Annotated in this window: 23 protein-coding genes and 1 pseudogene; 11 read left to right on the top strand and 13 right to left on the bottom strand. The window is 74.0% G+C overall.

All coding sequences use genetic code 11. The features are described from left to right. Window positions 1-19 precede the first annotated feature (19 nt). The 4 genes from ACIRFH_RS25210 to ACIRFH_RS25195 are packed head-to-tail and all read right to left on the bottom strand — an operon-like array spanning window position 20 to window position 3,184. Entirely contained in the window at window positions 20-820 is an 801-nt protein-coding gene (locus ACIRFH_RS25210; RefSeq protein WP_403524932.1) for a class I SAM-dependent DNA methyltransferase, read from the bottom strand. 47 nt (window positions 821-867) lie between these two features. Beyond that, on the bottom strand, window positions 868-1,821 hold the full coding sequence (locus ACIRFH_RS25205; protein WP_403524929.1) for a transporter: 954 nt from the start codon (window positions 1,819-1,821) through the stop codon (window positions 868-870). Next, complete coding sequence (locus ACIRFH_RS25200) at window positions 1,818-2,717, bottom strand: ABC transporter ATP-binding protein (protein ID WP_403524926.1); 900 nt, start codon at window positions 2,715-2,717, stop codon at window positions 1,818-1,820. The genes ACIRFH_RS25205 and ACIRFH_RS25200 overlap by 4 nt, the downstream gene beginning before the upstream one ends. Then, complete coding sequence (locus ACIRFH_RS25195; protein ID WP_403524923.1) at window positions 2,714-3,184, bottom strand: GntR family transcriptional regulator; 471 nt, start codon at window positions 3,182-3,184, stop codon at window positions 2,714-2,716. Before ACIRFH_RS25195 ends, ACIRFH_RS25200 begins: the two co-directional genes overlap by 4 nt. A 126-nt stretch (window positions 3,185-3,310) precedes the next feature. Here ACIRFH_RS25195 and ACIRFH_RS25190 point away from each other — a divergent pair, with 126 nt between their 5' ends. Together ACIRFH_RS25190 and ACIRFH_RS25185 are read left to right on the top strand one after the other, a co-directional pair. Further along, window positions 3,311-4,288, top strand: a complete 978-nt coding sequence (locus tag ACIRFH_RS25190) for a pyridoxal-phosphate dependent enzyme (RefSeq protein WP_403524920.1) — start codon at window positions 3,311-3,313, stop codon at window positions 4,286-4,288. 78 nt (window positions 4,289-4,366) lie between these two features. Further along, window positions 4,367-4,729 (top strand): cupin domain-containing protein, encoded by a 363-nt coding sequence (locus ACIRFH_RS25185; RefSeq protein WP_403524917.1) that lies wholly within the window; start codon window positions 4,367-4,369, stop codon window positions 4,727-4,729. A gap of 170 nt (window positions 4,730-4,899) precedes the next feature. Here the strand turns inward: ACIRFH_RS25185 and ACIRFH_RS25180 are convergent, their stop codons facing one another. Together ACIRFH_RS25180 and ACIRFH_RS25175 are read right to left on the bottom strand one after the other, a co-directional pair. After that, window positions 4,900-6,210 carry an FtsX-like permease family protein gene (locus ACIRFH_RS25180; protein ID WP_403524914.1) on the bottom strand — a complete coding sequence of 437 codons (1,311 nt, stop codon included), beginning with the start codon at window positions 6,208-6,210 and terminating at the stop codon, window positions 4,900-4,902. A gap of 3 nt (window positions 6,211-6,213) precedes the next feature. Further along, window positions 6,214-7,005, bottom strand: coding sequence for an ABC transporter ATP-binding protein (locus ACIRFH_RS25175; protein WP_403524911.1), 792 nt, complete (start codon window positions 7,003-7,005; stop codon window positions 6,214-6,216). A 337-nt stretch (window positions 7,006-7,342) separates the two neighbouring features. Here ACIRFH_RS25175 and ACIRFH_RS25170 point away from each other — a divergent pair, with 337 nt between their 5' ends. The 6 genes from ACIRFH_RS25170 (at window position 7,343) to ACIRFH_RS25145 (ending at window position 13,416) form a co-directional block, all read left to right on the top strand. Further along, complete coding sequence (locus ACIRFH_RS25170) at window positions 7,343-8,368, top strand: LacI family DNA-binding transcriptional regulator (RefSeq protein ID WP_403524908.1); 1,026 nt, start codon at window positions 7,343-7,345, stop codon at window positions 8,366-8,368. Window positions 8,369-8,516: 148 nt separating this feature from the next. Then, window positions 8,517-9,821: an alpha/beta fold hydrolase gene (locus ACIRFH_RS25165; RefSeq protein ID WP_403524905.1), complete on the top strand. Its 1,305-nt coding sequence runs from the start codon at window positions 8,517-8,519 to the stop codon at window positions 9,819-9,821. An 85-nt stretch (window positions 9,822-9,906) separates the two neighbouring features. After that, window positions 9,907-10,650, top strand: coding sequence for a PIG-L deacetylase family protein (locus tag ACIRFH_RS25160; protein WP_403524902.1), 744 nt, complete (start codon window positions 9,907-9,909; stop codon window positions 10,648-10,650). Between the two features lie 5 nt (window positions 10,651-10,655). Beyond that, window positions 10,656-11,549, top strand: a complete 894-nt coding sequence (locus tag ACIRFH_RS25155) for a sigma-70 family RNA polymerase sigma factor (protein WP_403524900.1) — start codon at window positions 10,656-10,658, stop codon at window positions 11,547-11,549. Window positions 11,550-11,599: 50 nt separating this feature from the next. Further along, on the top strand, window positions 11,600-12,442 hold the full coding sequence (locus tag ACIRFH_RS25150; RefSeq protein WP_403524897.1) for a pentapeptide repeat-containing protein: 843 nt from the start codon (window positions 11,600-11,602) through the stop codon (window positions 12,440-12,442). Window positions 12,443-12,690: 248 nt separating this feature from the next. Next, window positions 12,691-13,416 carry a DUF2470 domain-containing protein gene (locus ACIRFH_RS25145; protein WP_403524894.1) on the top strand — a complete coding sequence of 242 codons (726 nt, stop codon included), beginning with the start codon at window positions 12,691-12,693 and terminating at the stop codon, window positions 13,414-13,416. Window positions 13,417-13,468: 52 nt separating this feature from the next. Here the strand turns inward: ACIRFH_RS25145 and ACIRFH_RS25140 are convergent, their stop codons facing one another. The 3 genes from ACIRFH_RS25140 to ACIRFH_RS25130 all read right to left on the bottom strand — a co-directional run bounded on the left by ACIRFH_RS25140 (window position 13,469) and on the right by ACIRFH_RS25130 (window position 16,483). Further along, window positions 13,469-14,521 (bottom strand): hypothetical protein, encoded by a 1,053-nt coding sequence (locus ACIRFH_RS25140; protein ID WP_403524892.1) that lies wholly within the window; start codon window positions 14,519-14,521, stop codon window positions 13,469-13,471. A gap of 74 nt (window positions 14,522-14,595) precedes the next feature. Next, window positions 14,596-15,867, bottom strand: a complete 1,272-nt coding sequence (locus ACIRFH_RS25135) for an aromatic acid exporter family protein (protein ID WP_403524889.1) — start codon at window positions 15,865-15,867, stop codon at window positions 14,596-14,598. 121 nt (window positions 15,868-15,988) lie between these two features. Then, complete coding sequence (locus ACIRFH_RS25130; protein ID WP_403524886.1) at window positions 15,989-16,483, bottom strand: FBP domain-containing protein; 495 nt, start codon at window positions 16,481-16,483, stop codon at window positions 15,989-15,991. A 256-nt stretch (window positions 16,484-16,739) separates the two neighbouring features. On the opposite strand from ACIRFH_RS25130, the gene ACIRFH_RS25125 reads away from it, so the two are divergent. Further along, the gene (locus ACIRFH_RS25125; RefSeq protein ID WP_403524883.1) at window positions 16,740-17,024 is read left to right on the top strand and encodes a hypothetical protein; all 285 of its coding nucleotides are present in this window, start codon (window positions 16,740-16,742) and stop codon (window positions 17,022-17,024) included. Window positions 17,025-17,134: 110 nt separating this feature from the next. On the opposite strand, the gene ACIRFH_RS25120 is transcribed toward ACIRFH_RS25125, so the two are convergent. The 4 genes and pseudogenes from ACIRFH_RS25120 to ACIRFH_RS25105 form a co-directional block, all read right to left on the bottom strand. Continuing rightward, window positions 17,135-18,166 (bottom strand): SDR family oxidoreductase, encoded by a 1,032-nt coding sequence (locus ACIRFH_RS25120; RefSeq protein WP_403524881.1) that lies wholly within the window; start codon window positions 18,164-18,166, stop codon window positions 17,135-17,137. Window positions 18,167-18,455: 289 nt separating this feature from the next. Next, window positions 18,456-19,661, bottom strand: coding sequence for an aromatic acid exporter family protein (locus ACIRFH_RS25115; protein ID WP_403525125.1), 1,206 nt, complete (start codon window positions 19,659-19,661; stop codon window positions 18,456-18,458). Window positions 19,662-19,788: 127 nt separating this feature from the next. Continuing rightward, on the bottom strand, window positions 19,789-20,445 hold the full coding sequence (locus ACIRFH_RS25110; RefSeq protein ID WP_403524878.1) for an HAD family hydrolase: 657 nt from the start codon (window positions 20,443-20,445) through the stop codon (window positions 19,789-19,791). 46 nt (window positions 20,446-20,491) lie between these two features. Then, a pseudogene (locus ACIRFH_RS25105) lies at window positions 20,492-20,766 on the bottom strand (histidinol phosphatase); the annotation flags it as partial. Window positions 20,767-20,837: 71 nt separating this feature from the next. Between ACIRFH_RS25105 and ACIRFH_RS25100 the strand changes: the two are divergent. Both ACIRFH_RS25100 and ACIRFH_RS25095 read left to right on the top strand, forming a co-directional pair. Further along, window positions 20,838-21,647: an SDR family oxidoreductase gene (locus ACIRFH_RS25100; protein WP_403524875.1), complete on the top strand. Its 810-nt coding sequence runs from the start codon at window positions 20,838-20,840 to the stop codon at window positions 21,645-21,647. Window positions 21,648-21,700: 53 nt separating this feature from the next. Continuing rightward, window positions 21,701-21,937 carry a hypothetical protein gene (locus tag ACIRFH_RS25095; RefSeq protein WP_403524872.1) on the top strand — a complete coding sequence of 79 codons (237 nt, stop codon included), beginning with the start codon at window positions 21,701-21,703 and terminating at the stop codon, window positions 21,935-21,937. Window positions 21,938-22,028: the final 91 nt, after the last annotated feature.

The raw sequence follows: 22,028 nt of genomic DNA, 5'->3' as shown, positions 1-22,028 counted from the left end.
CCGCGAAGGCCGTGGTGGGCTACGCCGGCAGGGGCGAGCGGCTGACGCGGATCTTGGACTGGCCGTGCGGGCGCTTCTCCCAGTCCTCCATGAACCGCGCGTGCAGGCCGTGCCTGCGGGCCAGGGCGAGCAGGGTCTCGGTGCGGTAGTAGAAGTCCTCGCGCAGTACCTGGTGTTCGGTGCCCTCCGTGCGGTCGAAGGTGAAGTCGAAGAACCCGGTGTCCGTCAGGACGCGGCCGACGTGCGCGAGGCACTCGTCGATGACGTTCAACGGCGAGTGGGAGAAGACGCTGTGCGCGTGGACGACGTCGAAGTGGTCGTCGGGCAGGAAGTCCAGCGTGAGGTCGCCGGTGATGGTCAGGTGGGGCAGCTTGTCCTGCAGTCCGCGCTCGGTGAGTGTCCTCTTGGCGGCGATCAGGATGTCCGGCGAGATGTCGATGCCGTAGTAGTGGCCAGTGTCGAGGTGGTCGATGAAGCGCCAGCCGCCGCGCAGGTTGCCGCAGCCGATGTCGAGCATGCGGTGCCCGGGGCGCAGCCCGTGCTCGATCAGGTAGTCGAACTGCATCTGCCCGAGCGCCAGCCAGCGGTCGTGGGTCCGGCTGCCGACCGCGGCCTCCGGGTTGCGGCGGGTGTCGGACGCCATCACCGCCCGGTAGTAGCCGACGTGGTCGGGGTGCTTGAGCCGCAGCCAGGCATCGCGGCCGGCCCGGCGGACGTAGGGAGCGACGCGCTCGGGGTGGCGCAGCGCGTAACCGACTTTGTGGGTGAGCGCGGCGCGGTTGCTGCGCAGCTTCTTCGGGGACTTGGCGTCCTTGGGCATGACGGACCGACCTCCGTACGGGGTGGGGGAGCAGGGGTGGGAAGTGTTCAGACCCGGCGGCGCAGCAGCAGGGCCGCGGCGACGGTGAGTGCGAGGGCGAGGCCGCCGAGGAGGGCCGTGTCGATCCACTGGAACGTCCAGTAGTCGCCGGCCGGATTGGCCTCGTAGTAGCGGGCCACGTAGCCGTGCCCGGTCATGCACCGGCGCAGTTCGTCACCGGCGGGGAAGGGGCAGCTCACCACGTCCTCGCGGCCGCCGGAGGCGGTGACGAGACCGTAGGTCCCGGTGGACCACTTGTCGCCCATGGGCGGCTTGGGCTGCCATCCGGAGCTGACGTACCGCTCGGGCGGCACCAGCAGCCGGGCCCGGTGCGTCCACTGCACCAGGACCGTCACCACCGCCGTGACGAACAGCGTCCACGCCGTCGCGGACAGCACCCGGCGGGTCAGCAGCCCGGCGAGCGTGCCGGCGGCCAGGCCGAACAGCGCGGCCGCGACCGTGCTGGGGCCGGAGCCGGTCAGGGCGGTGGCCTCGTACCAGAAGACGCCGTAGCTGCGGTTGGCGGCCGGCTCCCACCACCAGCGGAACAGCAGGGCCAGGGCACCGGACAGGGCCACGGTGCACCCCGCGGCCAGCGCGAACCGGGAGGCGAACCACTGGGCCCGGCTCACCCCCTGCGACAGGACCAGCCGGTGCGTGCCCAGCTCCCGGTCGCGTCCCAGCAGCGGCGCGCCCCAGAACATGCCGATCAGCACGGGCAGGGCGATGTTGAGCGCCCCGAGGAGCCTGAGCGGTTCGACGTCCAGGAACCGGGGCGGTCCGTCGGGCCCGCTGCAGTACAGCGGCCCGGGGTCGCAGTGGTCGAACATCCCGCTGCGCAGGTCGTCCAGCATGTCCGAGCGGAAGTACGCGGCGAGCGCGGCGGCGGCCACCAGGACGACGGCGCCGCAGGCGACCAGTACCCGCTGCTGACGCCACGCCAGCCACAACGAGCCCTTCACGCCGCCTCCTTCATGTCCTCGGGCGTGTTCCCGGAGCCGGACCGCAGGTGGCCGAGGAGGATCTCCTCCAGGCCGGGGCGCTCCACGCACCAGTCGCCGCCGAGCGGGCCGCGCCGCCGGACCAGGGCGGTCAGCTGCCGCCCGTGCGTCCGTCGGTGCACCACGGTGTGGCCGGCCAGCGCGGGCTCCTCGTCGATGTGCCCGGTGAGCAGGGCGTGGCTCTCGCGGAGCACGTCGGTGTCCTCGCTCAGCGCGACCCGTCCGGCCCGCAGCAGCACCGCCCAGTCGCAGGTCTGCTCCAGGTCGGGCAGGACGTGCGAGGACAGCACGATGCTCATCTCGCGCTCGGCGGCCTCGGCCATCAGCGTCGCCATGACCTCGCCGCGCACCACCGGGTCGAGGTCGGCGAACGGCTCGTCCAGCAGCAGCAGGTCGGGCCGCTTGCCGAGGGCCAGCGCGAGCGCCACCCGGGTGCGCTGCCCCGGCGACAGCTCACCCACCCGCGCCGCCTGGGCGATGCCGCCCTCGCGGACGACCCGTTCGGCGACCGAGGCGTCCCACACGGAGTTGAGCCTGCCGCCCATGCGCAGCGTGTCGGCCACGGTGAAGCGCGGGTAGAGCGGCTTGTCCTGGGTGACCAGGGCGACCCGGGTGCGTGCCCCGGCCGTGTCCGGGGCGGTGTCCAGCACCCGGATCGCGCCCCGGGTGGGGCGCAGCAGCCCGCCGGCCAGGTGCAGCAGCGTGCTCTTGCCCGCGCCGTTGCGTCCGACCAGGGCGGTGATACGGCCGCGGGGCACCGTGAAACCACAGTCCCGCAGGGCCCAGCCACCGCGCGCCCGGTAGCGGAATCCGAGGTCCGTGGCGCTCAGCGCGGCCGGCTCGTCAGGCCCGGTCATGCGTCCTCCTGTTTCTGTCCCCGGTCGCCCGGGTCGTGCTCGTTTCGCTGCTCGCGCGCTTGCGCTTGTTCGCGTTCGCGTTCGTGTTCGTCGAAGGCCGCCGTGACCAGCGCCAGGACGTCGTCGCGTTCCAGCCCGGCCGACCGGGCCCGTGCGACCCATGCGGAGAGTTCGGTGCGCAGCGGCGAGTCGTCCTCCGCGCCGGGCCGTGCCAGCGATCGCGTCACGAAGGTTCCGAGCCCGCGCCGCGACCGCACCAGTCCGGCCTGCTCCAGGTCCCGGTAGGCCCGGAACACGGTGTTGGGGTTGATGGCGGTGGCGGCGACGACCTCCCTGGCCGTCGGGAGCTTGTCCCCGACCTGCAGCACACCCATCCGGAGTGCCTGTTCGGTCTGCCGCACGATCTGTACGTAGGCGGGGATGCCGCTCTGTCGATCGATCCGGTACTCGATCACGTCACCTTCCATGCTTTCATTAATTCATTAGTAGAAGCATGATCAGAGAAAAGGGAGATGTCAAACGCCGGGCGGCCGCAGACTTCTCCCAGGCCCGTACCGAGGCCGTCCGGCCACCGATCCCGCTGGAGGACACGCGTGACGACCGCCACCCCACCGGTCACCCTCGAGGACGTCCGCTCCGCCGCCGCCCGCCTCGACGGCGTCGCCCACCGCACCCCCGTGCTGCGCTCGCGCACCCTGGACGCCCTCGTCGGCGCCGAGACCCTCCTCAAGTGCGAGAACTTCCAGCGCGTGGGCGCCTTCAAGTTCCGCGGCGCCTACAACGCGGCCTCACGTCTGACGGCCGGGGAGCTGTCCCGCGGCATCGCCGCCTACTCGTCCGGGAACCACGCCCAGGCCGTCGCCCTCGCCGCCCGGGAGCTCGGCACCACCGCCGTGATCGTCATGCCCGAGGACGCGCCGCCGTCCAAGCGGGAGGCCACGGCGGGCTACGGCGCCGAGATCGTCACCTACGACCGCTACACCGGCGACCGGGTCGCGATCGCCGAGGCCCTCGCCGCCGAACGGGGCCTCACCCTCATCCCGCCCTACGAGCACCCGCACGTCATCGCCGGACAGGGCACCGCCGCCCTCGAACTCGTCGAGGAGACGGGCGAGCTGGACGCGCTGATCGCCCCGGTCGGCGGCGGCGGACTGATCGCCGGCAGCGCGACCGCGGTCAAGGGCCTGCATGCCGGCACCCGGGTGCTCGGCGTCGAGCCGGAGGCCGGTGACGACACCAGGCGCTCCCTGGAGGCGGGCCGGCGCGTCAGTGTCCCCGTGCCGCGCACCATCGCCGACGGCCAGGCCCTGCCCACCCCGGGCGAGCTGACGTTCTCCCTCAACCGACGGCTGGTCGACGGGATCGTGCTGGTCTCCGACGACGAGATCCGGGACGCCATGCGGTTCGCGTTCGAGCGGCTGAAGATCGTCCTGGAGCCGAGCGGCGCCACCCCGCTGGCCGCCCTGCTCACCGGCCGCGCCGGGCCCCTGCCCCGCCGGGTCGGCGCGATCCTCTCCGGCGGCAACGTCGACGCCGGCCGCTTCGCCCGGCTGTGCGGCACCACCCGCTGACGGGGGAGCGTCACCCGGATGGCGGCGCCGAGTTGACAGGCGGACGATGGAGTGGTGGGGAGGGAAAGGAGGAGCGTCATGTTCCAGGCGAAGACGCTCGACAAGCCGGACGAGCGGCGCGATTTCCCCCGGGGACACCTCGAGGCCGTGCACATGGAAGGGCTCGACTTCGCCGTGGCCACCTTCGAGCCGGGCTGGCGCTGGTCGGAGTCCGTGGGGCCCATCGCGGGCACCGACAGCTGCATGATCCACCACAACTGCTACGTGGTGCAGGGACGCATGTGCGTCCGCATGGACGACGACGGCACCGAGAGCGAGGTGGGCCCCGGCGACGTCTTCGTCTGCACACCCGGGCACGAGGCCTGGGTCGTGGGCGAGGAACAGTGCGTGGTGTACGACTTCGCCGGAGCCATGGCGAAGGAGTACGCCAAGGCCGAGTAGTGCCGCGGCAGGCGACGTTCGCCCGGTGAGGAGCGGCGTCCGGCGCCTGTTGCGGCACTAGCCGACTAGGAGGACGCGCGGCGCGGTGGTCCCCGCGCCGCGCCTGTCACCGTCACACGAGAAGGCGGTGCCGGGGTCGCCCGACGGGCGACCCCGGCACCGCCGCGTCCTCATACGGCCGGGGCGACCGCCCCGACCGCCGGGACGCGCAGCACCCGCCGGGCCGTCACCAGGCTCGTGCCCAGCGTCGCCGCCGCGCTCACCGCCGCCGTCGCGAGCCAGATGCCGAGGAACCGGTCCGGCAGCACCGCGTCGGTGCGCACCATCGTGAACGGGACGACCCCCGCCAGCGCGGCCACCGTGCCGGACAGCACCCCCGTGACCGTCAGGATCACGCCCTCGGCGCCGACCGTGCCCAGCACCTGCCCGGGCGTCGCCCCCGCCAGCCGCTGCTGCCCGAACTCACGCGCGCGGAAGGCCGTCGCCGCGTACAGCGAGTTGACCAGCATGACGCAGACGAAGACCGCGATGACGCCGACGACCGTGAGGTTGAGCGTCTCCAGGTTCTTGGCGTCGACCGACTTGACCAGTCCGGAGGCCCGCACGGCGTCGCTCTCCACGGACTGGATGGTGAGCGTCGCCGTGGACACGGCGGTGAACAGGATCAGCGGCACCAGGACCCCGGCGAGACGGCCGGCCCGCACGCGCAGGTTGCGCACCGCCAGCCAGCCGCTCGCGCCACCGAGCGGCAGCCGGTCGAGCACGCCCTTCAGCAGGGCGGGCGACAGCAGCGCGACCCCGACCGACAGCAGGATCGCCCCGTAGGCCGGTGCCGCCATCAACGCCTCGGCCGTCGCCGGGAACAGGAACGTGGAACCCGCTCCCGCCGCACCGGCGACCAGCGCGGCGTACGCCGGGAACCGCCGGGCGCCCGCCCGCTTACTGCCGCCCCGGGCGACCCGCCGCACCGCCAGGAGCGCGGCGCCGGCCGACGCGAGCAGGGTGACGGCGACGCCGCTGACGAGCGCGAACGGGCCGAAGACGGCGTCCACCGAGCGCGCCACCTGGCCGCTGTCCTGGAACATGCCCAGCAGTGCCCGGCCGCCGAGCACGGCCGGCCCGACCGCCAGGACCGTGCCCGCCAGGGCCACGGTCACCGCCTCGCCCACCACCATCCGCCCGATCTGCGCCGGGGTCGCCCCCGAGCAGCGCAGCAGCTCCGTCTCGGCGGTGCGCTGACGCACGGAGACCGTCAGCGTGGACGCCACCGCGAAGAACACCAGCAGCGTCCCGTAGCCTCCGACGACACCCGCCGCCAGGCCGAGCGTGTCCGCGCTCACCGGATCGACACCGGGCCGCGCCGCCGTGTCGTGCAACGAGTTGAAGGCCATGACGACCGTCGCGCCCAGGAACGTGGACAGCAGCGTCGCGAGGAACCGTCCGGGGCGTCGCCGGATCGACCGCAGGGACAGGGTGAACACCGCTCACACCCCCGTCGGCACGTCGTCGCCCAGGTGCGCGAGCCGCTCCGCGACCGCGTCCGGGGCCGGGGCGTCCATCCACCCGGCCGGCCGTCCGTCGGCGAGGAAGACGACCGAGTCCGCGTACGAGGCGGCGACCGGGTCGTGCGTCACCATCACCACGGTCCGCCCGTGCACCCGCACCGCCTCCCGCAACAGCAGCAGCACCTGCCGCGCGCTGCGGGTGTCCAGCGCGCCCGTCGGCTCGTCCGCGAAGATCACCCGGGGTTCGGTGACCAGCGCGCGGGCGATCGCCACCCGCTGCCGCTGACCGCCGGAGAGCTGCTCGGGGAGGTGCCCCAGCCGGTCACCGAGACCGACCGCGACCAGGGTCTCCCGGACCCGCCCGCGGTCCACGCGCCGCCCGGCGAGCTTCAGCGGCAGCACCGTGTTCTGCACGACGGTCAGCGTGTCCAGCAGGTTGTACTGCTGGAACACGAACCCGACCCGCCCCCGCCGGAACTTCGTCAGCTGCGTCTCGCTGCCGCCCGTCAGCTCCGCGCCGTCCACGCTCACGATCCCGCTGTCGGGCCGCTCCAGCCCCGCCGCGCACTGCAGCAGCGTCGACTTGCCCGAGCCCGACGGCCCCATCACCGCGGTGAACGTGCCCCGCGCGAGGCTCATGGTCACCCCGTCCAGCGCGGTCACGGCGTTCTCGGCGGTGCCGTAGGTCTTGGTGACCTCGACCAGCCGCAGCGCCTCGGGGGACGGCCCGGGATCGTGCTTGCCTGGTGCGCCGGTACGGAACATCGTCATCACCCTCCGCGCGGCACGCCCTGTGCGGTGCCTCGTCCACGACGCTACGGAGCGGGCGGGCCGCGCACACGGGGCGCAGAACCCGTCTCGAGGGGTGTACTCAGCGACACCCCGGCCCCCGCGGTACCACGGCGGCCGCCTCGTGGGCCCACGCCAACGGGCGTGCGCGGCCCAGCCGTTCGGGGGCCCCGGGGGCGAGGGGCGGAGCGCGGCCGGCGCCGGGCGCGCTCCGCCGGCACCGGACCCCGCAGGGCGGGGACCGGTCCGCGGTGGGCGCGGGTAATGTGAAGGTCTTCCCGCCGCCCCTGCCCAGACCGACCCTGGAGGTCCCCGCCCGATGGCCCATTCGGTGGGTATCAAGGACGTCGCCCGCGCCGCCGGAGTATCCGTGGGCACGGTCTCCAACGTCATCAACCGTCCGGACAGCGTCGCGGCCGAGACCCGCGCACGGGTGCTGTCCGCGATCGACCGGCTCGGCTACGTGCGCAGCGAGTCCGCGCGCCAGCTGCGCGCCGGCCGCAGCCGGATCATGGGGCTGCTCGTCCTCGACATGGGCAACCCCTTCTTCGTGGACGTCGCGCGCGGCGCCGAGCGGGCCGCGCGCGGGGCGGGGCTCGGCGTGATGGTCTGCAACAGCGCCCAGAGCCCGGGCGAGGAGGCCGAGTACCTCTCGCTCTTCGCCGAACAGCGGGTGCGGGGCGTGCTGCTGACCCCGGCCGACGCCACCGGCCGCAACATCGAGGCCTTCCGGCGCCACCGCATCCCCTTCGTGCTGGTCGACCGGGTCGCCGAGGGCGCCACCGAGTGCTCGGTCTCCGTCGACGACGTCGCCGGCGGCGCACTGGCGGTGCGCCACCTCGTCGACGCCGGACACCGCTCGATCGCCTACGTCAGCGGTCCGCCCGGCCTCAACCAGGTCCGTGACCGCCGCACCGGCGCCCTGAACGCGCTCGCCGAGGCCGGGCTCCCTCCCGACGCGCTGCGCGAACTGCCCACCGAACGCCTCGACGTCGCCGCGGGCCGCGACGCCGGCGCCCGCCTGCTCGGCCTCGCCGACCGGCCCACCGCCGTCTTCTGCGCCAACGACCTGCTCGCCCTCGGCGTCCTGCAGGCCATGTACGCCGCCGGGGTCGGCGTCCCCGACGACCTCGCCATCGTCGGCTACGACGACATCGAGTTCGCCGCCGCCGCCGCGGTCCCCCTCACCTCGGTGCGCCAGCCCGCCGTCACCATGGGCGCCATGGCCGCCGAACTGCTCCTGGAGGAGACCGAACTGGAGGGCACCGACCGGACCCACGACCACCGGCGGGTCGTGCTCCAGCCCGAACTGGTGGTGCGCCGCTCCAGCCTGACCGCCCGCTGAACCGCCGTTCAGCACGATGGTCCGGTCCCGGGGGCGGCGGCCGCAGGACCATGTGCTGAACTGGGACACGGCCGAGAGATCCGGCCGTACGACCCGTACGACCCTACGACCCGTCCGACCCTACGACCCGTCCGTCCCGGGAGTCCCGTTGAGCGCCAGTTACCGCCAGCCCGGCGTCGTCCTCACCGACCGCCGGTTCACCGTGCCCCTCGACCACACCGACCCCTCGGGGGAGACGATCGAGCTGTACGCCCGCGAGGCCGTCGCGAGCGACAAGGCGCACCGGGACGACCTGCCGTGGCTGGTGTACCTCCAGGGCGGCCCCGGCTTCGGCGCGAACCGCTTCGTCGGTCGGTCCGCCTGGCTCGGCCGCGCCCTCGAGGAGTACCGGGTCCTGCTCCTCGACCAGCGCGGCACCGGCGCCTCCACGCCCGCCAACCGCCAGACGCTCCCGCTGCGCGGCGGCCCCGCCGAACAGGCCGACCACCTCACCCGCTTCCGCGCCGACTCCATCGTCCGCGACTGCGAGGCCATCCGTCCCCAGGTCACCGGCGGCGCCCCCTGGACCGTCCTCGGCCAGAGCTTCGGCGGCTTCTGCACCGTCACCTACCTCTCCCTGGCCCCCGAGGGCCTGCACACCGCCCTGATCACCGGCGGTCTGCCCTCCCTGGACGCCCACGCCGACGACGTCTACCGGGCCGCCTACCCCCGCATCGAGCGCAAGGTCGCCGCGCACTACGACCGCTACCCGCAGGACGTCGAACGCGCCCGCCGCATCGCCGACCACCTGCTCACCCACGACGTGGTCCTGCCGAACGGCTACCGCCTCACCGTCGAGGCGTTCCAGTCCCTCGGCATCCTCCTGGGCGGCAGCGAGGGCAGCCACCGCCTGCACTTCCTGCTCGAGGACGCCTTCGTGCGCACCCCGCACGGCACGGAGCTGTCCGACGCCTTCCAGGAACAGGTCCAGGGCCTGCTGTCGTACGCGGGCCACCCGCTGTACGCCCTCGTCCACGAGGCGATCTACGGGCAGGACGCACGCCCGACGAACTGGTCCGCCGAACGGGTCCGCGCCGAGTTCCCGCGCTTCGACGCCGCCAAGACCCTCGCGGGCGACGAACCGCTGCTGTTCACCGGCGAGTCGGTCCACCCCTGGACGTTCGACTGCGATCCGGCGCTGCGCCCGCTGCGCGAGACCGCCGAGCTGCTCGCCGCCCGCACCGACTGGACGCCCCTGTACGACCCCGCGCGCCTGGCCGCCAACGAGGTGCCGGTCGCCGCGGCCGTCTACCACGACGACATGTACGTCGACACCGCCCACGCGCTCACCACCGCCCGGAACATCCGGGGCCTGCGCACCTGGGTCACCGACGAGTTCGAGCACGACGGCGTGCGGGCCGGCGGCCCCCGCGTCCTGGACCGGCTGCTGGCGCTGGCCCGGGACGAGGTCTGACCGCCGGGCCCGCACTCCGCGTCGGCGTCCGCGACGGCGCGTGAACACCGAGGGTGATGTCGGTGCCACCGGTTAGTGTGCGGGCATGACGGAGCCGACGATCACGCAACTGGAGCCCATGCCCGGCGACTGGCGGCGCGCCCTCGCCGTCGTCGCCCACCCGGACGACCTGGAGTACGGCTGCTCGGCGGCGGTCGCCGCCTGGACCGACGAGGGCCGCGAGGTCGCCTATGTCCTCGCGACCCGCGGCGAGGCGGGCATCGACACCCTGCCGCCCGCCGAGTGCGGCCCGCTGCGCGAGCGCGAGCAGCGGGCGAGCGCGGCCGTGGTCGGCGTGAGCGAGGTCGAGTTCCTCGACCACCGGGACGGCGTCGTCGAGTACGGACCCGCCCTGCGCCGGGACATCGCCGCCGCGATCCGCCGGCACCGGCCCGAACTGGTCGTCACGCTCAACCACCGGGACACCTGGGGCGGCGTCGCCTGGAACACCCCGGACCACGTCGCCGTCGGCCGGGCCACGCTCGACGCGGCGGGCGACGCCGGCAACCGGTGGATCTTCCCGGAGCTGACCGAGCGGGGCCTCGAACCGTGGGACGGGGTGCGCTGGGTCGCCGTCGCGGGCTCCGCCACGCCCACGCACGCCGTGGACGCGACGGCCGGACTGGAGCGCGCGATCCACTCCTTGCTCGAACACCGCACCTATATCGAGGCGTTGACCGACGAGGAGCCGGAGGCGTACGCCCGCGGATTCCTCACCCGCACCGCGGAGCAGACGGGCCGGCGGTTCGGTGACCGGCCCGCGGTCTCCTTCGAACTGTTCGCGCGGTGACGGAGATGACCGACGACACCACGCTGGCGGCACGCTTCGAGGAACACCGGGGACAGCTCGAGGCGGTCGCCTACCGCATGCTCGGTTCACTGGCCGAGGCGGAGGACGCCGTCCAGGAGGCCTGGCTGCGCCTGGGCCGCACCGACGCGGACGCCATCGACAACCTCGGCGGCTGGCTGACCACCGTGACCGGCCGGATCTGCCTGGACCTGCTGCGCTCGCGCACCGCGCGCCGCGAACAGCCGATGGACGACACCTTCGTCCCCGACCTGGTGATCGGGCCCCTCTCGCCGGTCGACCCGGAGCAGGAGGCACTGCGCAACGACTCGGTGGGCGTGGCCCTGCTCGTGGTGCTGGAGCGGCTCGAGCCCGACGAGCGGCTCGCGTTCGTCCTGCACGACATGTTCGCCGTGCCCTTCGACGACATCGCCCCGGTCGTGGAGCGCAGCCCGGCCGCCACCCGGCAACTGGCGTCCCGGGCCCGCCGCCGTGTCCGGGACGCCGGCCCGCCCGCCGAGCCCGACCTCGGGCGGCAGCGGGAGGCGCTGGACGCCTTCCGGGCCGCCGCGCGCGGCGGCGACTTCGAGGCGCTGGTCGCCGTCCTCCACCCGCACGTGATCCTGCGGGCCGACGCGGGCACCCTGGTCCGCGGCGTCGCCGGGTCGAAGTCGCTGCGGGGCGCGGAGGCCGTGGCCAGGTCGGCCCTCATGTTCGCGCGGTACAACGCCGAGGCGCGGATGGTCCGGGTCAACGGCTCGCTCGGCCTGGTGAGCGTGGCCGACGGCCGTCCCCGGTCGGTCCTGACCGTCACCGTCGCCGACGGCCGCATCACCGGCCTGTACATCCTGGCCGACCCCGACCGGCTGGCCCGCCTGGAGGTGCCGGACGAGAGGGAATGACCAGGGCGGGGGCCGGACCCACTCCGACGGGGTGCCGGCCCTCGTTCCGTATGCTGAACGCCATGCGAGAACGAGGGACCGGGCGGGCGGAACTGCGCGGGGACTGCGAACGATGCTTCGGGCTGTGCTGCGTGGCGCTGCCGTTCACGAGGTCGGCCGATTTCCCGGTGGACAAGGACGCCGGCACCCCCTGCGGCAACCTGCGCGAGGACAGCCGGTGCGGGATCCACGCGCGGCTGCGGCCGGAGGGCTTCACCGGCTGCACGGTCTACGACTGCTTCGGCGCCGGACAGAAGGTCTCCCAGGTCACCTTCGGCGGACAGGACTGGCGCACCGGCCCGCCCGGGCACGCCCGCCGCATGTTCGAGGTGTTCCCGGTCGTCCGCCACCTGCACGAACTGCTCTGGTACCTGACCGAGGCCCTCACCCTGCCCGCCGCCCGGCCCGTCCACGCCGACGTGCGCCGGATGCTCGCCGAGACGGAACGGCTCACCGCCGCGGCCCCCGAGGAGCTGGCCGCGCTGGACGTGGCGGCGCACCGGCAGCGGGTCAACGCGCTGCTGCTGCGCACCAGCGAACTGATGCGGGCCGGGGTGCGCGGCAAGAAGAAGAACCGCCGCAACGCCGATCTGATGGGTGCCCGTCTCAAGGGCGCCGACCTGCGCGGGGCCGATCTGCGCGGCGCCTACCTCATCGCCGCCGACCTCACCGGCGCCGACCTGAGGGGCGCGGACCTGATCGGCGCCGACCTGCGCGGCGCCGACCTGACGGACGCGGACCTCACGGGCGCCTTCTTCCTCACCCAGCCGCAGCTCACCGCGGCCCGGGGCAGCGCCGGTACGAAGCTGCCGGAGCCACTGAGCCGCCCGGCGCACTGGACAGCGGACGCCTGACGCCGCCCCGGCTTTCTCCGAGCCGGGCCTCTCCGTCCCGGACTTCCCCGCGCCGGCGTCCCGGCGTCGGCCTCCTCCGGGGCGGTGTGGGGCGGAGGAGAACGTGTCTGAACGGGCGCTCGGTCCGCCGTCGCGCGCCCCCTTGTGCGCGGAGAGGCCACGCGAGGAACACACGACCTGGTTGGCGCGCACCCTGATCTCCGATAGGTTAGGCAAGCCTTACCTAATGATTGACGACGGAGGTTGGGATGGGTGACCACCACACCTGGACGGCCGCGCCCGCCGCGGCGGAGCAGGCCCGCTCCGTGCTCGCGGCCGCATGGTCCTGCGCGGTGACCGCGGAGGGCTGCCGAGAGGAGTTCGTCGGCGCGCACGCCGTGGCCGAGGACGGCCGGGTGCTGCTGCACGTGCCCGAGGACAGCGTCCTGTCCGCGGCGGCGGTCTGCGCGCCCCGCGGTGAGCCCTCCGCCGTCCTGGAGTTCGCCGACGTGGCACCCGTTCCGGTACGGAGCCGGATCCGCGCACGGCTCTGGCTCGCCGGCTGGTTCGCCCCGGAGGACGGCCACCTGGCGTTCCGGCCCACGCGCGCGGTGCTGCGGCAGCCGTCCGGTGCCGTGGTGGTCGACCTCGACGAGTTCGCCGCCGCCGCGCCCGACCCGCTGGCCGCCGCCGAGGCCCGGCTGCTGACCCACCTCGCCGACTGCCACGCCGACGCGGTCGAACGGCTCACCCGGCTCGTCGACGCCGGCAGCCTGCACGGTGCGGTCCGGGTCCGCCCCCTCGCCGTCGACCGGCACGGACTGACGCTGCGCATCGAGCGCGCCCGCACCCACGGCGACGTACGCCTGCCGTTCCACGCGCCCGCCGACGACGTCGCGCAGCTCACGGAACGCGTGCACGTACTGCTCGCGCAGGCGAGCGCGGCCTCCTGCCCCCGCGCGCTGCACCGGCAGCGCGCGGACGGCGACGGGTGAGGCGGACGGCTCCCCGGCGAGGACATGACCCCCGTCCGGTCCGTCCGCGTGTCTACCAGTCGCCGTCCTGCACCGGTGACCCCGGGGCGTCCCCGAGGGGCTGGATCTGCTGCGGGGCCGGCTGCTGCCAGGGCTCGTGGTCGTCGCCTGTCCAGTCCCCGACCGGCTTGACGTCCTGGAGCGGCTCGGTCGGCGCCAGATCGTGGGCGTCCTGGTCGTAGTAGTCGTACCAGGGCAGACCCGCCCTGGTGTACGCCGCCCGGTCCACGGGGGACGGCGGCGGTGCCTCGCCGGTGATGCGCCGCCACTGCGGAGGCGTCACCAGGTGCACGAAGACCCGGCCCGCCGGCCGCTCGGCCCAGTCCGCCAGAGGCCGTTCGTCCCGGTAGACCTCCTGCCGCATGGACCCGCCGACGCCCAGCCCCATGGCGGGGGCGGACCGCGCCCGGGCCCCACCGGAGGGCGCCGGGGCCGCACCGGGGGCCGGCGCCGCCATCGGCATCGCGGCCCCGAGGGCCCCGCGCCGCCGGATCCCCCGGTCGCGCAGCGCCTCGGCCCGGCGCCGCTCCTCCTCGCGCCAGCGGGCCAGCTCCCGGTCGTTGAGGGGGAAGACCTGCAACTGCACGCCGCCCCACACCTCCTCACCGGTCACCTGACCCTCGACGGTCGCGCCCGTGCCGAGCGGCACCGCCACGAACTGGCGCACCGTGCCCGTCCCCGAGTTGACGCCGTCCAGCCAGGGCTGCCGGGGAAGCACCACGTAGTTCTGCGGATCGCGGGTCAGCCGGTCGCTCCACGGCCTGCCCGACACCGCGCACACCTTGCCCACCCCGACCTGGAGGGCCGCGGGCTCCCTGGTGCCGGCGAAGCTCAGCCACATGGCCTCGCGCAGGTACACCGGCAGCATCACGCCGCCGCGCGCCCGCCACGCCTCGGGCACCGCGTCGGCGTGGTCGGCGATCCGGCGGACCGGGAACTCGCCGAGCCCCGGCGGCAGCGGATGCGTGCCCGTCTCGGGCAGCCGCAGGGTGCGGACGAACCGCACCGCCGCACCGCCCGGCAGCCGCAGTGTGTTCCCGTCGATCCGCACGCTGGTTCCGGTCATCCGCACGCCCCCTCTTCCCGCCGCCGGGGCTTCGTCCGGCCGCCCGTGCCGCCGGACCGTGTCCGCCCGTGTCCTCAGTGAGAACGATGCCCGGCGGCGCCCCGGTTCCGGCGCGGCCGCATCACCTTGCGCGTCCGGTCCCACATCCGCGTCAGCCGCGGGCGGCGTTCGCGCTGCTCGCGCGTGTGGCGGTCCAGTTCCTCCAGCAGCCTGCGCGAGCGGTGCTCGGTGTTCATCTCGTCGATGATGCGGTTGACCTCGGTCAGCACCGCCCCCTGCAACTGCCACTGCCGGGCGTCGTGCTGGACCCCCTCCAGCAGCAGCTGGGCGAGCTTGTCCCGGGTGACCGCCGCCTGCCGCAGCTCGGCGGTCAGCCGTTCCTCCGCCGACTCGGCGTTCTCGCTGACGCTGGTGGTGACCAGTACCGAGAAGCTGACCACGGCGTCGGCGATCTCGGACAGCAACTGCTGGATGGTCGCGCCCGTCTCCGGCGGGAACAAGGGCTCCGGCTCGCGTTCCTTCGCGAGGTCGGTGAGGGTGCGCGCCAGGACGCGCAGCACCACCGTGCAGATCTCCAGGGTGTCCAGACCGGTGCGCAGCACCACGCGGTGCAGCAGCCCCTCCCGGACGCGCGGATTGAGCCGCAGACTGTCCTCGGCCTGCCTGAGGTCCTCGTCCACCTCGGCGATGTCGTGGTCGAGGCGGCGGGCCTCGTGCAGCCGGGCCGCCGCCTCGTGGAACGGCGTGCTGCCCGCGGCCTCCTCGCCCATGCGCAGCATCAGCTGCCGCAGCCGCCGGGCCAGTCCCCCGATCGACTCCCCGGCCTGCTCCACCCACACCGGCGGGGCGAGGACCAGATTGAAGACCAGTCCGACGATCGCCCCGATCAGAGTCTCCACCACCCGGGCCCACGCGAGGCTGCCGTGCGCGGTCACCCCGAGCACCAGCATCGCGCTGATCGCCACCTCGGCCACGAACTCGTGGGCCCGCACCAGATGCCCGACGCCGAGCGCCGCCACGATCACCAGCGCGAGGCTCCACCAGCTCAGCCCCACCACCGCGCTGAAGACGATGGCGACCAGGACGCCGGCGACCACGGCGTTCACCCGTCGGACGCTCATCTTCAGCGTGGCGTACAGGGTGACCTGGACGACCAGCAGCGCGGTCAGGGGTGCGGTGAGCGGTGCCGCCGACTTGTCGGGGGTCAGCCGCACCGCGATGACATAGGCGATCGACGCCGCGGCGGCCGAACGCAGCGCCTGCACGACCATGGGGTCCCGGAGCCACTTGGCCAGGCGCTTCGCCTCGCGCGCGGCGGACGCCACGGTCTCACGTACATCCAGCATCCTCGGGCTGTTCCCCTTCCCCAGGGGCATCGAACGTATCCGGACAGACGGTAACCGGACGCAGGAGGTCGAAACGGTTCTCACGCGCCGGATGCCGTCCGATGCGCCGAGGACGGGCGGATCAGCCGGTGATCTTGGCGAGGAAGGCCGACAGGTTGCCCGTGGTGCGGGCGATCTGTTCCTGCAGGGTGAGGCTCTCCTCGAAGCGGGCGCCGGTCTCCGGCACCTTCTTGCCGCGCAGATACAGGGAACAGGCCAGGTCGGTGCACATGTACAGGCCGACCGAGTTGCCCTCGCGTCCGGCCGGGCCCGCCTTGCGCGCGGTCATCAGCGAGACGCCGCCCCGGGGATGGGTGGTCAGGCACAGCGAGCACATGCTGCGGTGGAAGAAGCCGCGCTGGGCCGGCTGGAAGCGCAGGGCGACACCGACGAGGCGCTCGTCCTGTTCGGTGACCAGATAGCTTCGGTCGGGCGCTCCGGGATCCCGCCAGCCCAGGAAGTCGAGGTCGTCCCACGGGCGCTCGTCCAGGTCGCGGGGGACGGCCAGGCGTTTCGCCTCGCCCTTCGAGCAGTTGACGAAGGAGCCGCGGATGTCCCGCTCGGTGAGTGTTCTCATGGGAAGCCTCCGGATGCGGATGGTCGGTCGGGGAACCCTGAACCTAGGGGCCCTAGGGTTCTGCCTAGGGTAAATAGCCGTACGCCGGGCAGGCCAACGGATTTTGCGGCCGGCCCCGACCCGGAGCCCGGGAACCCCCGCCCGACTGGTGCACGGCCCTCGGCGAACAGGTGCCGCGCCGAGGTTTCGCAGGTCGGCGCGGAGGTACCCGACGTCGCTCGTACGACCCGGCGGAACCACCGGAAGGGAGAGGGCCGTGACCGACCACCGCCTCGAAGGACCGGGCGAGAACGGCGCCCCCGTGCCGCGGGACCTGCCCGACCAGCAGGCCGACACCGGCGAGGACCCCTGGGAGGCAGCGCCCTCCCGCACGGAGCCGGACCGGACGGAGGGTGCCGAGGAGGCAGGCCGCGACGAGCCGGCGGACCGGGACGGCACCGACGTCCCCGACACGGACGAGGCCGGGACCGGCCGCCGGGGCGCACCGCGGTCCGGCACCGTACACCCCGAGCACCCCGTACCCGACGAGTCCCCCGGCTGACGGCACACCGACGGCACGGGGCCCTGCGTACACCCCGGCGCGAGACCCCGGCACGAGAGGGCCGACCGGGAGGGATCCGATCCGCCCGGCCGGCCGTCCCACGCCCGGCGTCAGCCGACCTTGAGCCCCCGCAGCGGTGCCGTCGCCGCGCCCGCGCCTTCCTGGAAGCCCCGCAGGAATTCCTCCAGTACCTCCGTCGCCGTGTGCACCGGGCGCCAGCCGAGCTCCGCACGCGCCCGCGTGCAGTCCATCAGCGGCAGCCGCAGCACCGCGTCGAACAGGTGCGGGGACGCCGGCAGCAGATGCAGCCCCCACGCGGCGGCGATCGCCGAACGGGCCGCCGTGCGGGGCAGCCGCACCGGACGGGCCCCGGTCATCTCGCCCAGCAGCTCCGCGTCGACCGGCGGGTCGGCCGCCAGGTTGTACGCGCCCCGGGCGTCCTCCGTACGCACCGCCAGCCGGTAGGCGCCCGCCGCGTCGTCGGTGTGCAGCGCCTGCACCCGCAGCCCGGGGACGTCCGGCAGGAACGGCAGCAGCTCCGGACGGGCCAGCGGCCCGGGCAGGAACTTGCCGCCGAAGATCCGGCGCTGCTCGCTCGCCGACTCCCGCTTGAAGAGGAAGGCCGGCCGCATCCGGACCACCCGGATGCCCGGATGGTCGCGCTCGAAGATGTCCAGGGCCCGCTCCAGGTAGGCCTTCTCCCGGCAGTACGCCGCGTCCGGCCAGCCGTGGGTCGGCCACGACTCGTCCACGGCGCGCTCCTTCGGCCCCGGCGAGTACGCGCCGACCGACGAAGCGTGCACCAGCGTCGGCACCCCGGCCGCGGCCACCGCCTCGAAGACCCGCAGGGAGCCCAGGACGTTCGTGCGCCAGGTCGTCGCGGGATCGTGCGTCGGCTGGAACGCCCACGCCAGATGGATCACCGCGTCGGCGCCCGCGAAATGACCGGCCGCGTCGGCCTGCTCGGAGGCCAGGTCGACGGCCGCCCACTCCGTCTTCGGGGGCGACCAGTCGGGGATCCGCCGGGCCAGCCCCAGGACCGAACCGACCTCGGGATCCTCCGAGAGGAGTCTCACCACGCTGGTGCCCACATTGCCGGTGGCGCCCGTGACCACGATCCTGCTGCCCGTTGTGCCGCTCACCTTGCGCTCCTCCCGTCCGCCTGTCGGTTCGCAGGCCACGGGTACCCCGCCCCGCCGCGGGCAAAGAAGAGCCCCGACCGGACGGGGGGATCACGGTCGGGGCGGTCTGTGGTGGATACGGACGGCGGTCGCCTCTCGGCGGAGGGCTCCACAGGGCTTCAGCCGAACGATCGTCCCTGTGGGCGATGGGTGAGGCCCGGGGACACTGTCCCGTCCGTACCCACGCCCTCTTCAACGGCGGACACCCTCCCGGTGTTCCACCGTTCGTGGCGCCGAGGGGTGATCCGCGTCACTGGTCCCGGGGTTCGGGGCCGACCTCGGCCCACAGGTTCTCGGCCTGGAGCAGCAGCGCGCCCAGCACCGCCGCCTGCGCGGCGCTCTGCCCGGCGTGCCTGCGCAGTCCGTCCTGCAACTGCCGGTGCAGCTCCTCCATCGTCTCCTCCGTCGCCTCGGCCGTGCCCTTCGCGTCCTTCACGTCCTTCACGTCCTTCGGGCGAGGGTCCGCCGCCGCGCCCTTCAGCCGGCCGGCCTGAGCGTGGCAGGAGTCGCCGATCAGCTTCAGCAGACGCGCGTACAGATCGAGCACCGGGCCCTCGGGCAGGGCGGGTGTGCGGTTCTCGTCGGCCGCCACCGCCAGCGTCCGGGTGAGCGCCGTGATGTTCCCGGTGACCCGGGTCCACCGCTGGTCCTCGTCCTCGGGAGGTGCCGGGGGCGGCGCCCGGTGCAGCACGCGCAGCGGGCCGTAGGTCAGCCGCAGGCTCTCCTGACTCCAGGACCGCGCCGACGCCAGCGCCTGCACACGCCGCTGCAGCCGCGCGGACTCGCTCGTCCAGCCGGCCGCGGTCTGCGCGTCCCACTCGTTCTCCCGCAGGTCGTCCGCGACGGCGTGCAGGACGTCGCCCGCATCCCGGGCCAGTGCCGCGAGGTTCTCATGGACGTCCCGCAGATGGATCGGCGGCAGCACGAGCGCGTTCACCGCGATGCCGATGACCGCGCCGAGCGCCGCCTGCCCCACCCGGTGCCCGACCGCGACCGCGGAGACCGGGGTTCCCGCGGCCAGGACGAACACCGCCGTGGTGGCCGCGTAGACGCCCTGCTGGCCGAAGCGCGGCCAGTTCGCGAGCAGCATCAGCAACGGCAGGGACAGGGCCAGCGCCCCGGTGTTGTCGTCGGTGACCGCCTGGGCTCCGGAGGCCACCAGCGACCCGAGGCAGATCGCCCCGAACTGCTGCGCGCCCTGGCGTACGGAGCTGTAGACGGTGGCCTGGACGAGGACCACCGCCACCCAGGGGGCCATCAGGGCCATCGGATCGCCGAGCCAGACACCCGCCACGGCCCAGGCGAGCAGTGCCGCCCCCGCGGCCTTCAGCGACTGGACGACCAGGTCGCGCTCCCGGCCCGGGCCCTGCCAGGCGGCCCGGACGGCCTGCCCGACGGCAGTGGCCTCCCGCCGTGCCCAGTCCACCGGCCGCACTCCGCGGAGCGCCTGCGCCACGGCGTTCCACCGCCGCCCGTGCCCCGTCCCGTCACTCACGCCGTCGTCCCCGGCCGCTCGCCGGGTGTCGTGTTCCACGTCCGTCATACGCGCCGTACGGTGCCGAGCGTCCGGGTGACCGGGCGGCTCATGCCAGCGGGCTGTCGGCGAGCGAGGCCAGCAGGTCGGCCGGATCCGCGTACACCGCGTCCGCGCCCGCCTTCTCCAGGTCGGCCCGCGGCAGGCCCCCGCACAGCACGCCCACGCACCGCACCCCGGCGCGGCTGCCCGCGCGCATGTCCCACACCGTGTCGCCGACGAACACCGCCCGCTCGGCCGGTACCCCGGCGAGCTCCAGGGCGTGCTCCACCGGTTCCGGCGAGGGCTTGCCCGCGTCGACGTCGTCGGCGCTCGCGGTGGCGGAGATCGCGTCGTCCGCGTCGATCGCCCGCCGCAGCGCGCTCAGCTCCGCGCCGCCCGCCGAAGTGGCGAGGACGACCTTCCAGCCGTCGCCGGCCAGACGCCGCAGCAGGTCCCCCGCCGCCGGCAGCGCCGGCAGCCGGTCGAAGTACTGCCCGTACAGCGCCTTGTGGGCGGCGCTGAGCTGCGCGTCCTGGTCCTTGTCCCGGTCCTCGCCCAGCAGATGGCCGATGAGGTCGGTGGAGGCCAGGCCCACCGCCCGGTGGACGGCGTGCATCGGTACCCGGTGGCCCGCTTGCCGGAACGCCTCCCACCAGGTGACCACGTGCAGATGATTGGTGTCGACGAGGGTTCCGTCGACGTCGAACACGGCCGCCCGTTCCATGCACCGTTCCTTCCTTCGTACTGTGTGGGCCGGGCGGGTACCCACGTCAGCCGCCCGCCACTCCGGCCGGCACACGGCCCTCACGTGTCCGGGCCGGCAGCTCGTCCAGGGACCGGACGGTCACCACCCGCTCGGCGGGCACCCCGCACCCCTCGGCCCGCGCCCATCAGTGGATCTGCCGGTCCAGCCGTCCGGGGCGCGTGCGCGTCGGTGCCGGCGGAGGACAGCACACCCGCCACCCGCCTCCACCGCCCGGCGCAGCAGCCGCCGCGGCGGATCGAGCCGCTCCGGTCGGCTGTTGATCTCCACGGCGGTCCCGGCGGTTTGTCCGCCCGGCCCCCGGGTACTGCGATGCCCCGTCCGTACGTCCCGCACCCACGAGGAGGCATGTCGTGCCCAGTCCCACGCCGACCGACACCAAGGTGGCCGTCGTCACCGGTTCCGACTCGGGGATCGGCCGCGCCACCGCCGTACGCCTGGCCGAGGCGGGCATGGACATCGGCATCACCTGGCACGCCGACGAGAAGGGCGCCGAGCGGACCGCCGAGGAGGTCCGGGCCCTCGGACGCCGTGCCGAGGTCGCCCACGTGGACCTGACCCGGCTGCCCGAGGCCGCCGACACGGTGGACGCGCTGTGCGAACGGCTCGGCCGGATCGACGTCCTGGTCAACAACGCCGGCACGGGCACCGCCACGCCCTTCCTGGACCTGGGCCTCGACGACCTGCGCCACGTCCTGGACGTCGACCTGGCCGGGCCCTTCCTGTGCGGGCAGAAGGCGGCCCGGCGCATGATCCGCCAGGGCGACGGGGGCCGGATCGTCAACGTGACCTCCGTGCACGAGCACCAGCCGCGGGTGGGCGCCGCGCCGTACTGCGCGGCCAAGGGCGGCCTCGGCCTGCTCACCCAGGTCATGGCGATCGAGCTGGCCGAGCACGGCATCACCGTGAACGCGGTGGCCCCGGGCGAGATCGCCACCCCGATGACCGGCCAGGAGGACACCGACCCGCACACCGAGCACCGCCCCGGCGTGCCGCTCGGCCGCCCCGGCGACGCCCGCGAGGTCGCCGCCGTCATCGCCTTCCTCGCCGGGCCCGAGGCCTCGTACGTCACCGGCGCGTCCTGGAGCGTGGACGGCGGCATGCTCCGCATGGGCCCGATGGCCGGATCGCATCTGACGAGCGACGACTGGCGGCGGCCCTGAGCGCGGCGTCGCCCACGAAGCCGTGTTCGCGGTTTGCGGCCTACCCTCGAGTCATGACCGAAATCGCGAGCCCGCACATCGGCACTCCGCGGATCCTCGTGCTCGGGGTACAACCGGGCACGCCGCCGTTCCGGATCGTGGAGATCGACGGACAGGTCGTCGGAGAGGCGACGAACGTCATCGACGTCCTGGAGGCCGCCGCCGCCTTCGGCATCAAGGTCCACGACCTCGACGACCCCGACGTGGTCCACTGGGTGGGCGGGGACAAGTTCACCTGGACGCCGCACTAGTGTCCTGCGCCAGAGATCCGTCGGCAGATGCGGGCGAGGGAGTCGAGGATTTCCTCGGCGGTCTTGGTCCAGATGAACGGCTTGGGGTCTT

This window comes from Streptomyces sp. NPDC093586, assembly GCF_044764905.1.
Classification (GTDB): domain Bacteria; phylum Actinomycetota; class Actinomycetes; order Streptomycetales; family Streptomycetaceae; genus Streptomyces.
Note: the sequence above shows the minus strand (reverse complement) of the source record. Positions and strands in the feature narration are given on the sequence as shown.

Coding starts and splice junctions, on each gene's coding strand:
- ACIRFH_RS25210 (WP_403524932.1), bottom strand. CDS start 820: ATGCCCAAGGACGCCAAGTCCCCGAAGAAGCTGCGCAGCAACCGCGCC.
- ACIRFH_RS25200 (WP_403524926.1), bottom strand. CDS start 2,717: ATGACCGGGCCTGACGAGCCGGCCGCGCTGAGCGCCACGGACCTCGGA.
- ACIRFH_RS25195 (WP_403524923.1), bottom strand. CDS start 3,184: ATGGAAGGTGACGTGATCGAGTACCGGATCGATCGACAGAGCGGCATC.
- ACIRFH_RS25185 (WP_403524917.1), top strand. CDS start 4,367: ATGTTCCAGGCGAAGACGCTCGACAAGCCGGACGAGCGGCGCGATTTC.
- ACIRFH_RS25175 (WP_403524911.1), bottom strand. CDS start 7,005: ATGACGATGTTCCGTACCGGCGCACCAGGCAAGCACGATCCCGGGCCG.
- ACIRFH_RS25170 (WP_403524908.1), top strand. CDS start 7,343: ATGGCCCATTCGGTGGGTATCAAGGACGTCGCCCGCGCCGCCGGAGTA.
- ACIRFH_RS25160 (WP_403524902.1), top strand. CDS start 9,907: ATGACGGAGCCGACGATCACGCAACTGGAGCCCATGCCCGGCGACTGG.
- ACIRFH_RS25155 (WP_403524900.1), top strand. CDS start 10,656: ATGACCGACGACACCACGCTGGCGGCACGCTTCGAGGAACACCGGGGA.
- ACIRFH_RS25150 (WP_403524897.1), top strand. CDS start 11,600: ATGCTGAACGCCATGCGAGAACGAGGGACCGGGCGGGCGGAACTGCGC.
- ACIRFH_RS25145 (WP_403524894.1), top strand. CDS start 12,691: ATGGGTGACCACCACACCTGGACGGCCGCGCCCGCCGCGGCGGAGCAG.
- ACIRFH_RS25140 (WP_403524892.1), bottom strand. CDS start 14,521: ATGACCGGAACCAGCGTGCGGATCGACGGGAACACACTGCGGCTGCCG.
- ACIRFH_RS25135 (WP_403524889.1), bottom strand. CDS start 15,867: ATGCTGGATGTACGTGAGACCGTGGCGTCCGCCGCGCGCGAGGCGAAG.
- ACIRFH_RS25130 (WP_403524886.1), bottom strand. CDS start 16,483: ATGAGAACACTCACCGAGCGGGACATCCGCGGCTCCTTCGTCAACTGC.
- ACIRFH_RS25110 (WP_403524878.1), bottom strand. CDS start 20,445: ATGGAACGGGCGGCCGTGTTCGACGTCGACGGAACCCTCGTCGACACC.
- ACIRFH_RS25095 (WP_403524872.1), top strand. CDS start 21,701: ATGACCGAAATCGCGAGCCCGCACATCGGCACTCCGCGGATCCTCGTG.